The 12145-nt window shown below is 72.9% G+C and carries 7 protein-coding genes; 6 read left to right on the plus strand and 1 reads right to left on the minus strand.

Going from position 1 to position 12145, the window contains the following annotated elements:
• Positions 1–48 precede the first annotated feature (48 nt).
• Positions 49–702 carry a hypothetical protein gene (locus O2V61_RS02195; protein WP_269181701.1) on the plus strand — a complete coding sequence of 218 codons (654 nt, stop codon included), beginning with the start codon at positions 49–51 and terminating at the stop codon, positions 700–702.
• Between the two features lie 847 nt (positions 703–1549).
• Here O2V61_RS02195 and O2V61_RS02200 read toward each other — a convergent pair.
• The gene (locus tag O2V61_RS02200) at positions 1550–4069 is read right to left on the minus strand and encodes a DEAD/DEAH box helicase (protein WP_269181702.1); all 2520 of its coding nucleotides are present in this window, start codon (positions 4067–4069) and stop codon (positions 1550–1552) included.
• 196 nt (positions 4070–4265) lie between these two features.
• Here O2V61_RS02200 and O2V61_RS02205 point away from each other — a divergent pair, with 196 nt between their 5' ends.
• From O2V61_RS02205 to O2V61_RS02225, 5 genes are all read left to right on the plus strand, one after another.
• Positions 4266–6527 carry a sodium-translocating pyrophosphatase gene (locus O2V61_RS02205; protein ID WP_269181703.1) on the plus strand — a complete coding sequence of 754 codons (2262 nt, stop codon included), beginning with the start codon at positions 4266–4268 and terminating at the stop codon, positions 6525–6527.
• Positions 6528–6645: 118 nt separating this feature from the next.
• Positions 6646–6981: a hypothetical protein gene (locus tag O2V61_RS02210; RefSeq protein ID WP_269181704.1), complete on the plus strand. Its 336-nt coding sequence runs from the start codon at positions 6646–6648 to the stop codon at positions 6979–6981.
• Complete coding sequence (locus O2V61_RS02215) at positions 6978–8498, plus strand: alpha/beta hydrolase (RefSeq protein WP_269181705.1); 1521 nt, start codon at positions 6978–6980, stop codon at positions 8496–8498. Before O2V61_RS02210 ends, O2V61_RS02215 begins: the two co-directional genes overlap by 4 nt.
• A gap of 196 nt (positions 8499–8694) precedes the next feature.
• Positions 8695–11559 (plus strand): type I DNA topoisomerase, encoded by a 2865-nt coding sequence (topA, locus tag O2V61_RS02220; protein ID WP_269181706.1) that lies wholly within the window; start codon positions 8695–8697, stop codon positions 11557–11559.
• Between the two features lie 58 nt (positions 11560–11617).
• Positions 11618–11881 (plus strand): hypothetical protein, encoded by a 264-nt coding sequence (locus O2V61_RS02225; protein WP_269181707.1) that lies wholly within the window; start codon positions 11618–11620, stop codon positions 11879–11881.
• Positions 11882–12145: the final 264 nt, after the last annotated feature.

Below are 12145 nucleotides of genomic sequence, written 5' to 3' on the forward strand. Positions count from 1 at the left end.
GCCAGCCGCGTAGCTCTATGAGTATCGCATCTGCGCCGAGGAGTGTTCATGGGACTGTTCGGCAGGCGCGAAAGGAAGCAGGGCACCTCTGGGAGGCCGATAGCGGGTTTCAACGAGCCACGCCCTCCTGTGGCGGCCCCACCGCCGGATGCGAGTCCCGTGGTGCCGCCAGCTGAGCTGGATGCCATCACAAAGTGGATAGCCCATATCGGCGCCTGGCGTTCTGGAGATGACTCCCTTAGATCGGGACTCATTGAGTCAGCTGGACCATTTCCAGTTCAAACCCAGGCAGGCTTCGAGGAGGCCCTGCGCCAGATCCGGTCCCAGTTGAGTGAGGCTCAGGAAACGTGGTCTAAACTTTTTCGCCTGCCTCGGGAAATAGTCCAAGGTGAGCTCAATGCGATCGACTTTTGGGAATCTGTAGAGGGCATATTCGAGAGCGCCTACAGTGACTGGCTGCGCGAGGCGGCGGCTCGGGACAGAGATGCAAGTGTTCGACAGGAGGTTGGTAGAGAAGTTGCCCGTCGGCTGCAGATAGTCGCCGGTTTCAAGAAGGGATCCGACGATCAGGCGAAGGCTGTGCGGTCCATGCTCCGGTATCTCGACGATCTCGACGATCTCGACGATCTCGACGATCTCGGGGCCGAGGTGCGGGTAGAGGTCACGTTGGCTCGCGGCCGTCTGTTTGCTCTGCTCAACTAAGTGGCAGCGCTGAGCTCAGTGCGTATGCAAAGACCATCGCGGCGGTCTGCTGCCAGTGTCGCCAGTGTATTGGGCCCGCTGCTCTCGACCTTCAGTGCGGCCCGCCCGGCGTCCAATCCAGCCTTGACGTCGGCGCGGCAGTCGTCTAGGAGCACCGTGGTGCGGCCGCCCCCGCCTCTGGGGCTGTTGGGTGCTTGCAGTGTCCGTCCGCGCGGTGCCACCAGGATGCGTGAGCAGTGCGTCGGGACCTATGTCGAGGCATTGCCATCGGGCCGTCTGACTGACAGGCTTCGCATCCGTCGTTTCGATGCTCGTACGCCAACCTCCTGGGGAGTCTAGGTGGCAGCAGTCCTGTTCCTTGCACTCCTCGTGCTGTGCATTTATGTGATCGTCAATCACTTCTACGGCATTCGACCTGAGGCGTACACGATCTCAGACTGCTCGAATTGTGGGCAACGCTTCCGGCCGGTGGACATTCCCGGGGACTGGGACGTGCGGGCCATCTTCTGCAAGAAGTGCATCGAGAGGGGGGTGGCTGACTCGTTTTAGTCAACCTTCGCCCACTCGCTGGACAGCGCAGCCGGTCAATCGAGGAGTGCATGTGAACTGCAAGAAGTGCAATGCCCGTGTCCAGACCTGTCCGGGGTGTGGGGGGACCGGGGGAGGATCTCGGCACAACTGCAGCAAATGCAACAACACGGGTCAAATTTGTCCGAGTCATGGCGGCTACTGGAGCTAGTCGCCAGGCGTCTCGGCCGTTCGGCGAGTTCTTTGCTCCGCCGGCCCTGTGCTCGTTCGTGTCTGATGGACGGCTGATGACCGGGGCGTCGGCGTTCGAGCCTGGACGTCAGAAGACGAGGTCGGCGGGGTCGGGACCGGCCGTCCCCGCCTCGGTGCCGGGGTCGGCCTCCGTCGTGGTGGGGGTGCTGGCGCCGGGGAGGGCGGGCCGGAGCGCCGGCCTCCGGGTCACCTCCAGCTCCTCGGCCGTCAGCTCCGGGGCGTGCGCCAGCTCGTCGAGCACGACGTCGAGCACCCGCACGGCCCCGGCCTTGTCCAGCGGGTCGTTGCCGTTACCGCACTTGGGCGACTGCACGCACGACGGGCAGCCGGACTCGCACTCACAGCTGGCCACCGTCGCCCGGGTCGCCTGCAGCCAGTCCCGGAGCACCGCGTACCCGCGCTCGGCGAAACCGGCGCCGCCCGGGTGCCCGTCGTAGACCACGATCGTCGCCGCGCCGGTGTCCGGGTGCAGGGCGGTGGAGACCCCGCCGAGGTCCCAGCGGTCGCAGGTGGCCAGCAGCGGCAGCAGCCCGATCGAGGCGTGCTCGGCGGCGTGCAGCGAGCCGGGCAGGGCGGCGTCGTCGACGTCGGCGCGGTCGATCGCCCGCTCGTCCAGCGTCAGCCACACCGCCCGGGTCCGCAGCTGGCGAGGTGGCAGGTCGAGCGGGAACTCGGCGAGCACCTCGCCGGTGCCCAGCCGCCGTCGCTGGTAGGCGACGACCTGGTTGGTGACGTCCACGACGCCGGTGTGTGCGGTGACGGCGCCCAGCCGGCGGGTGCGGTCGGTGGAGACGATCGACAGGTCGACGGTGTCGCGGGCCACCGTCGTCCACTCCGGGCTCTCGGGGTGCACCACGGCGCAGGCGTCCTCGACGTCGAGCTCGTCGACCACGTAGGTCTCGCCGCGGTGCACGTAGAGCGCGCCGGTGTGCACGGTGGCGTGCGAGGCATCGCCGTCGACGGTGCCCAGCAGCCGGCCGGTCGCGCCCTCGACGATCGACACCGGCGCTGCGCCGCTGCCGCGGATGTCCACGTCCGGTCGGCCCCGTCCGGCCCAGTACCAGCCGGTGGGGCGGGTGCGCAGCAGTCCCTCGGCGACCAGCTCCCCGACCTGCGCCTCGGCCACCTCGCCGCCGAAGTCCGCCAGGTCGGCGTGGGTCAGGGGCAGCTCGGCGGCGGCGCAGCACAGCTGCGGGCCCAGCACGTAGGGGTTGGCCGGGTCGGTGACGGTCGCCTCGACGGGCCGGCCGAACACCGCGCGCGGGTGGTGGGCCAGGTAGTGGTCCAGCGGGTCGTCCCGGGCGACGAACACGACGAGCGACTCGCGCTGGGCCCGCCCGGCGCGCCCGGCCTGCTGCCACATCGAGGCCAGGGTGCCGGGGTAGCCGGCGAGCACGACGGCGTCGAGCCCGGCGATGTCGATCCCCAGCTCGAGGGCGTTCGTGGTCGCCACGCCCAGCAGGTCGCCGGTCGACAGAGCCCGCTCCAGCTCCCGGCGCTCCTCGGGCAGGTAGCCACCCCGGTAGGAGTCCACCCGGGACACCAGGTCGCCCCGGCCGCGGGACCGCAGGATCGCCCGCGCCTGCTCGGCGACGGACTCCGCGCCGCGGCGGGAGCGCACGAACGCCAGCGTGCGGGCGTTCTGCTCGACCAGGTCCGCCAGCAGCCCGGCGGCGTCCGCCGCGGCCGAGCGGCGCAGCGGCGCACCGTGCTCGCCGGTCCGCTCGGTCAGCGGCGGCTCCCACAGCGCGAAGGTCGCGCCCGGACGCGGCGAGCCGTCCTCGGTCACCGCCGTCACCGGGGCACCGACCAGCCGGCCGGCGGCCAGCGCGGGGTCCGCCACGGTCGCCGACGCCAGGACGAACACCGGCTCGGCGCCGTACCGGCGGCAGATCCGCCGCAGCCGGCGCAGCACGTGCCCGACGTGCGAGCCGAACACCCCTCGGTAGGCGTGGCACTCGTCCACGACCACGTAGGCGACCCGGCGCAGCGTGCTCGACCACTTCTGGTGGGCCGGGAGCACACCCCGGTGCAGCATGTCGGGGTTGGTCACGATCCAGCGCGAGTGCCGCCGCACCCACTCGCGCTCTTCCATCGGGGTGTCGCCGTCGTAGGCCGCCGGCCGCACCGAGGGGTCGGCCAGGGCAGCGACGGAGGCCAGCTGGTCCCGGGCCAGGGCCTTGGTGGGGGCGAGGTAGAGGACGCACGCCCGCGGGTCGTCGGCGAGCGCGGTCAGCGCGGGCAGCTGGTAGGCCAGGGACTTGCCCGACGCCGTCCCGGTGGCGACGACGACGTGGCTGCCGGCCCGGGCCAGCTCTGCCGCTTCGACCTGGTGGCTGAACGGCGCCGGCACCCCGCGCTCGGCCAGCCGGTCCCGCAGCGGCGCGCCGACCCAGTCGGGCCATGCCGCCAGCCGGCTGGGGCGGGCCGGCAGCCGGTGGACGTGGGTCACGGGGTCGTCGTCGGCATCGGTGCCGGACAGCAGGGCCTCGAGCAGGTCGGTGCCCGGCAGTGCGCCACCGGCCGGGTCGGGCATCGGCTCCGGCGGCACGTCCGCGGATCGCTGGACGGAGCGCAGGGACGTCACCACCCCACTGTCACACCGGCGTGCAAGCCGCTGCCCGGGACAGCGGACCGAATGACGGCGAGTGTGAACGGGATCACATCAAAGCCTGGCGGCAGGACCACGTCCTACGGCACAGTGCGTCCCACGCCGGGCCCTCCCGAGCGAGAGCCCGGGGGTGGCTGGCCGGTGCGCGCCCCGCCTCGCCTCGGAGGAACACATGCCCGACACCGACCTGTCCGGAGGGGACCTCGCCCTGGTGGCGATCGCTCTCCTCATCTCCCTCGCCGCCCTCGGCTTCGCCGCCTGGCTGGTCCGCGCCGTCCTGGCCGCAGATCAGGGCACGGCGTCGATGCAGGAGATCGCGAAGGCGATCCAGGAGGGTGCCGGGGCCTATCTGAGACGGCAGTACCGGACGCTCGCCGTGTTCGCCGTCATCGTCTTCGGGTTGCTGCTCCTGCTCCCGGTCGCCGAGGGCGGGCTGGGCACCCGGTTGGGTCGCGCGGCCTTCTTCCTCGTCGGTGCCGGGTTCTCCGCCGCGGTCGGGTTCATCGGGATGACCCTGGCCACCCGCGGCAACGTCCGGGTGGCGGCCGCCGCGGCCGCCGGCGGGCACCGGCCGGCCTTCCGCATCGCGTTCCGCACCGGTGGCGTCTGCGGGATGATCACCGTCGGCCTGGGGCTGTTCGGGGCCTCGCTGGCCCTGCTGCTCTTCCAGGAGACCGCCCCGATCGTGCTGGAGGGGTTCGGCTTCGGCGGGGCGCTGCTGGCGATGTTCATGCGCGTCGGGGGTGGCATCTTCACCAAGGCCGCCGACGTCGGTGCCGACCTGGTCGGCAAGGTCGAGGCCGGCATCCCGGAGGACGACCCGCGCAACGCCGCGACGATCGCGGACAACGTCGGGGACAACGTCGGCGACTGCGCCGGCATGGCCGCCGACCTGTTCGAGTCCTACGCCGTGACGCTGGTGGCCGCGCTGATCCTCGGCCAGATCTTCTTCGGTCCCGTGGGCATGGTCTTCCCGCTGGTGGTGGCCGCGATCGGGGTGATCGCCTCCGTGGTCGGCATCCTGGCCAGCAACCCCAGCAGCAACGACCGGAACTGGATGGCCCCGATCAACCGCGGCTTCTTCCTCTCCGCCGCCGTCTCCCTGGTGCTGGTCGCCGCGGCCTCCTTCACCATCCTGCCGACGATCTCCGACGGTCTGGACATCGCGGTCAGCCCGCAGGTGCTCGGCTTCCTCTCCGTGCTCATCGGCATCGTGCTGGCCGCCGCGATCCAGCAGCTCACCGGCTACTTCACCGAGACCTCCCGCCGGCCCGTCCGCGACGTGACCCGCAGCTCGCTCACCGGCCCGGCCACCGTGATCCTCTCCGGCATCTCCCTGGGCCTGGAGTCTGCGGTCTACGCGGCGCTGCTCATCGGCACCGCCGTCTACGGCGCCTTCCTCATCGGCGGCGCCGCGGCCCTCTACGCGGTCGCGCTGGCCGGCTGCGGGCTGCTCACCACCGCCGGGGTGATCGTCTCGATGGACACCTTCGGCCCGGTCAGCGACAACGCGCAGGGCATCGCGGAGATGTCCGGGGACATCGACGCCGAGGGCGCGCAGGTGCTCACCGACCTGGACGCGGTCGGCAACACCACCAAGGCGATCACCAAGGGCATCGCGATCGCCACCGCCGTGCTCGCGGCCACCGCCCTGTTCGGCTCCTACAACGCCAGCCTGATCGTCGCGCTGGACGAAGCCGGGTCAGACCTCGGGAACGCCCTCACCCTGGTGTCGCCGAACAACGTCGTCGGCGCCGTCGTCGGCGCCGCCGTCGTCTTCCTCTTCTCCGGGCTGGCGATCAACGCGGTGTCGCGTGCCGCAGGCCGGGTCGTGTTCGAGGTGCGCGAGCAGTTCCGCACGCACCCCGGGATCATGGACTACAGCGAGCGCCCCGACTACAGCCGTGTGGTCGACATCTGCACCCGGGACTCGCTGCGGGAACTGACCACCCCTGGCCTGCTCGCCGTCCTGGCGCCGGTCGCGGTCGGCTTCGGGCTCGGGTTCGGCCCGCTGGCCGCCTACCTGGTCGGTGCGATCGCCACCGGCACCCTGATGGCCGTGTTCCTGGCCAACTCCGGCGGCGCCTGGGACAACGCCAAGAAGATGGTCGAGGACGGCGCGCACGGCGGGAAGGGCAGCCCGGCACACGAGGCGACCATCATCGGCGACACCGTGGGCGACCCGTTCAAGGACACCGCCGGTCCGGCCATCAACCCGTTGCTCAAGGTGATGAACCTGGTCGCGCTGCTGATCGCCCCGGCCGTCGTCGGACTGTCCGTCGGCGAGGGCGCCAACACCGCGCTGCGGCTGTCGATCGCCATCGGTGCGGTCCTGGTGATCGTGGTGGCCATCGTGGTCAGCAAGCGGCGGTCCAGCGTCGTGGGCGGCGAGACCGACACCCCGGCCGAGACGCTCACCGAGCAGGCGTTCTGACCGGGTTGTGGAGAGCGGCACCGGGTGTGGACGACGGGCCCCGGGACGTGTGCCGAGCTCCCTAGCGTCCCTCCCGCCGGTCCCGCCCGGGGCCGTGGTCCGCCGCCGGGAGGCACGTGTGTCCGATCTGATCGACGTCCACCTCGATGCCCTCGGGGCCCTGCTCGGGGAGCTGACCGCGCTGGGCGCAGAGCTCGGGGAGGAGGCTCGACTGTGCGCCTCGGCGGGGCGGGCGCTGGGCACCGCGCTGGAGGGGGAGGTGGGGGAGGCGGTGGCCGCCACGGGTGCGGCGTGGACCGACCTGGTCACCGCGCTCGCCGCGCGCACCCTGGCCGTCGCCGCCAGCCTGGCGACCGCGCTGGAGTCCTACCGGGTCGTCGACGTCGGCCTCGCCGAGCAGCTCGGCGGTGGTGGTGCCGGTGACGGCCGTGGCCGGGTCCGGGTGCCGCGGTGACGACGACGGCAGCCCTCGCCGGCTGGGACGTCCCGCAGCTGCGGGGCGCGGTGGTCACCCTCGGGGTGCTGGCCGATCGACTGGTGCCCTGGCGGGGGCGGCTGGACGAGCTGGGTCGTGAGCTCGGGGCCGCGGGGTCCTGGTCCGGCCCGGCTGGCACGGCGGCCGCCGCAGCGCTCGTCGAGCTCTCCACGATCACCTCCGGCGTCGGTGGGGCGCTGGACACGTCGCTGGTCGACCTCACCGGGCTGTCCGCCGCGGCGGACCAGGCGCAGGAGCTGGCCGTCGAGGCCCTGGCGGTCGCCGCGGCCGGCGGGGTCGGCCTGGACGGCACCGGTCGGGCGGTCGGGGTCCCCGCCCCACCCCACCCGGCCATGGCACCGGACCAGCTGGCCGACGTGGAGACCGCCCGCAGCGCCGCGGTGCGCGCCGAGGCCAGGGCCGAGGAGGCCCACCTCGCGGCGGCTCGGGCGGCGGCGTGCGCCCGAGCCGCGCTGCAGCCACTGCGTCGGCTCGGTGTGGTCGCCGTCCCGGTGCCGGACCGCTTCGCCGACCTGGTGGACCGGTTGCTGCCGGTCCGCCCACCGCAGGTCCCGGTCGCCGCCGGCCCTCAGCGCGCCGCGGCCTGGTGGGCCGGGCTGACGGCGGCCGGGCAGCTGCAGGCGATCGACGGGCAACCGGGGGCGGTCGGCGCCCTGGACGGTCTGCCGGCCTGGGCTCGCGACCGGGCGAACCGGGCCGACCTGGCTGCGGCGCTGCAGCACCTGCCACCGGGGTCGGTCGGCCACGACACCGCCCGCAGCGTGCAGCGCACCTTGGCCGAGCTGGTGGGCGGCGGCTCGGTGGCCCAGCTCCTGGTGTTCGACCCGGCGGCCGGCCTGGTGGCGCTGTCCGTCGGCGACCTGGACACCGCTGCCGCCGTCGGGGTCCTGGTCCCGGGGGTCGAGACCACGGTCGGCGACGACCTGGCGGGGCTGGTCGGTGACGCCCGGGACGTCGCGGCGGCCGCTGCGGTGGCTGCCCCGGGCCTGGCCGTGGCGACGGTCGCCTGGCTGGGCTACCGGACACCCCGGTGGTTCACCTCGGTCTCCGAGCACGCCTCCCGGCGCGGGGGCCGCGACCTGGACATCGCGCTGGACGGGCTGGCCGCCAGTCGGGCCGCCGGGCCGGCGCCGCGGACGACCGTGCTGGCGCACAGCTACGGCACCGTCGTCACCGGGCAGGCGGCGCGAGCACCGGGCCGGCTGGCGGCGGACGCCGTCGTCCTGCTGGGCAGCCCGGGCACGGGCACGGGGACGGCGGAGGGGCTGGAGGCGGCGGAGGTCTACGGCGCCTCGTCGACGGCCGATCCGGTCGCCTGGTCCGGCTGGTACGGGGCCGGCCCGTTCGACACGAGGTTCGGCGACGTCCCCCTGCCGACCGAGCCGACCCAGGGACACACCCAGTACTACGACCGGGACCGACCGACCCTGGCCGCCGTCGGTGCGGTCGTGGCCGGCCCGTGGGCGCCGCGATGACCTGCGGATCGGTGCCGGGAACAGTGAGCGACGTCATCCGTTGGAGGTGGACCAGCCGGGGCGTCCCGGTTCACCGCTCGGCCTCCTGGTCCGGTCGTGGCCTACCGTGGCGTCGCCGAGCGGGTACAGCCCGCTCTGCCCCGTGCGCCGCCGGGTCCACCCCGGTGCATGCACCAGCACCCTCGACAGGAGCACCGTGCCGCCCACCAAGACCACGAAGTCAGCCCCCAGCACCGGCGACCGCGCGCCGCGCAAGCGTGCCGCCGCGGCCGGAGGCAAGCCCCTGGTCATCGTGGAGTCGCCGACCAAGGCGAACAAGATCGCGAGCTACCTCGGCAGTGACTACGTCGTCGAGGCCAGCGTCGGCCACATCCGTGACCTCCCGCGCAACGCCGCCGACGTGCCCGCCGCGCACAAGGGCGAGTCCTGGGCCCGGCTCGGCGTCGACGTCGACAACGGCTTCGCCCCGCTGTACGTGGTCAGCCCCGACCGCAAGCAGCAGGTCACCCGGCTCAAGCAGCTGGTGAAGGAAGCGAGCGAGATCTACCTCGCCACCGACGAGGACCGCGAGGGCGAGGCCATCGCCTGGCACCTGATCGACACGCTCAAGCCCACCGTGCCCATCCGCCGGATGGTGTTCCACGAGATCACCCGCGAGGCGATCGCCCGCGCCGTGGCGAACCCGCGGGAGCTGGACACCGCCCTGGTCGACGCGCAGGAGACCCGCCGCATCCTCGACCGGCTCTACGGCTACGAGGTCTCCCCGGTGCTGTGGAAGAAGGTGCTCCCCAAGCTGTCGGCCGGCCGGGTGCAGTCGGTCGCCACCCGCATCGTCGTGGAGCGCGAGCGCGCCCGGATGCGGTTCACCGCCGCGGACTACTGGAGCCTTGACGGCGTCTTCGAGGTCGCCGAGCAGCGCACAGCGACCGACGCGGGCGAGCCGACGACCCTGCGGGCCCGGCTGGTGACCGTGGACGACAGCCGGGTCGCCACCGGCCGTGACTTCGACGCCGACACCGGCACCGTGACCAGCAACGTCGTCCACCTGGACGAGGCCGGTGCCCGCGGTCTGGCGGCACGCCTGGAGGGCCGGCCGGTCTCGGTCAGCCGGGTCGACGAGCGGGACTACACCCGCAAGCCCTACGCCCCCTTCATCACCTCCAGCCTGCAGATGGAGGCCGGCCGGAAGCTCGGCTGGTCGTCGGCCCAGGTCATGCGGGTGGCCCAGCGGCTGTACGAGAACGGCCACATCACCTACATGCGGACCGACTCGACCAACCTGTCGAACGAGGCGATCACCGCCGCCCGCCGGCAGGCCGCCGAGCTGTACGGCGACGCCTACGTGCCGGCGGAGCCGCGCCGCTACGACAAGAAGGCCAAGGGCGCCCAGGAGGCGCACGAGGCGATCCGCCCGGCGGGTGACTCCTTCCGCACCCCCGGGCAGCTGGCCGGCCAGCTCGCCCGCGACGAGTTCCGGCTCTACGAGCTGATCTGGCAGCGCACCATCGCCTCCCAGATGGCCAACGCCGTGGGCAAGACGCTGAGCATCCGGCTCGCCGGCAGCTCCAGCACCGGCGAGGCCGTGGAGTTCACCGCCTCCGGGCGGACCATCACCTTCCCCGGTTTCCTGCGGGCCTACGTCGAGGGCAAGGACGAGGGCTCCGGCAACGACGACGAGGCCGACGACAGCGAGCGCCGGCTGCCGCGCGTCGAGCAGGGGCAGCGGCTGGACACGAGGGAGCTGGACCCCAAGGGGCACACCACCAGCCCGCCGGCGCGCTACACCGAGCCGAGCCTCACCGCCCGCCTCCAGGAACTGGAGATCGGCCGGCCCTCGACATACGCGTCGATCATGCAGACGATCCAGGACCGGGGGTACGTCTGGAAGAAGGGCTCGGCGCTGGTCCCGTCCTTCGTCGCCTTCGCCGTGGTGAACCTGCTCGAGCAGCACTTCGCCCAGCTGGTCGACTACGACTTCACCGCGTCGCTGGAACGCGAGCTCGACGAGATCGCCGCCGGGCAGCTGGGCCGGGTCGACTGGCTCACCGAGTTCTACTTCGGTGGCGAGGGCCAGCACGCCGGTGGCATCGGTGCGTCCGGTGGGCTGAAGTCCGTCGTCGGCCAGCGGCTGGAGGAGATCGACGCGCGCGGCGTCAACTCCATCCCGCTGCGGGCGCTGGCGCCCGGCGGCGAGCCGGTGGTCGTGCGGGTCGGCCGCTACGGCCCCTACCTGCAGGCCGGCGGTGAGGACGGCGCGCGGGTGAGCATCCCCGAGGACATCGCGCCCGACGAGCTGACGACCGAGCGGGTCACCGAGCTGCTGAACGCCCCCTCCTCGGACCGGGAGCTGGGCACCGACCCGGAGTCCGGGTTCCCGGTGGCGGTGAAGGCGGGCCGCTACGGCCCCTACGTCACCACCGTGGTGCCCGAGGGCAGCAAGGAGGCCTCGCGGACGGCCAGCCTGTTCAAGACGATGACGCCGGAGACGGTCACCCTGGAGCAGGCGCTGCAGCTGCTCACCCTGCCGCGCACCATCGGCAAGGACGCCGAAGGGGCGGAGATCCAGGCGCTCAACGGCCGGTACGGGCCCTACATCAAGAAGGGCACCGACTCGCGCTCGCTGGAGAGCGAGGACGCGCTCTTCACGATCACCCTCGACGAGGCGCTGGCGATCTTCGCGCAGCCCAAGCAGCGGGGCCGGGCCGCGGCCAAGGCGCCGCTCAAGGAGCTGGGTGCCGACCCGGTCAGCCAGGGGCAGGTCACGGTGCGCGAGGGCCGCTTCGGCCCCTACGTCACCGACGGCGAGCACAACGCCAGCCTGCGCAAGGGCGACGAGGTCGAGACGATCACCTTGGAGCGCGCGGCCGAGCTGCTCGCCGACCGCCGCGAGCGGGCGCCGGTGAAGAAGAAGGCGGCCAAGAAGACCGCTGCGAAGAAGGCGCCGGCGAAGAAGGCCACCGCCAAGAAGGCCACCGCGAGGAAGACGACGGCGAAGAAGACGGCCGCCGAGCCGGCACAGGCCGCCTCCGAGGCCGAGGAGCGGGTCCCGGCCGGCAGCTGACGGAGCCGGACGGGCAGTTCGGAGAGGGGTCGGGACCGGCCTGCTCACCGACCGGCTGGTGGCCGCCGGGCACGAGGTGGTGGCCGTCGGCCTGTCCGGGGAGCTGCTGGCGCAGCTGCGCGAGCGGCTGCCCCGGGTGCGGGTGGCCAGCGGGGGAGCGGAGTCGGTCCCGCTGCATCGGCACCCGCAGCCACGTCGCGACGATGGACGGCGACCGACGGGCGGGGTCCGGGCACTGCTGTCCAGCCACCCCGACACGCGCGGCCGCACCGAACTGGAGCTGCCGTGCGCCACCCGCGCCCACCGGCTCTCCCCGCGCTGAGCCCAGCACGCGAACGGGTCGGACAGCCGGGGGCGCGTGACCCGGACGAGTCGTCGACCGGACGGATTCGTCGGTCCGGACCGGTACGGTGACCTCGCCGAGGCCATGACACGGCCATGTCCCGCGGCGCTCCGGTGCCGCCACACCCCGGGGGTCCCCGATCAGCTCCGACCCGACGGGTCACCGTCCCGCGGACGACCCGTCCGCCGACCGGCCGTCTCCCGACGGCCCGCTGGCGGCCGCACCCGGCGGCGGCCTCGACGG

Source organism: Modestobacter sp. VKM Ac-2985 (genome assembly GCF_026967925.1).
Lineage (GTDB): Bacteria > Actinomycetota > Actinomycetes > Mycobacteriales > Geodermatophilaceae > Modestobacter.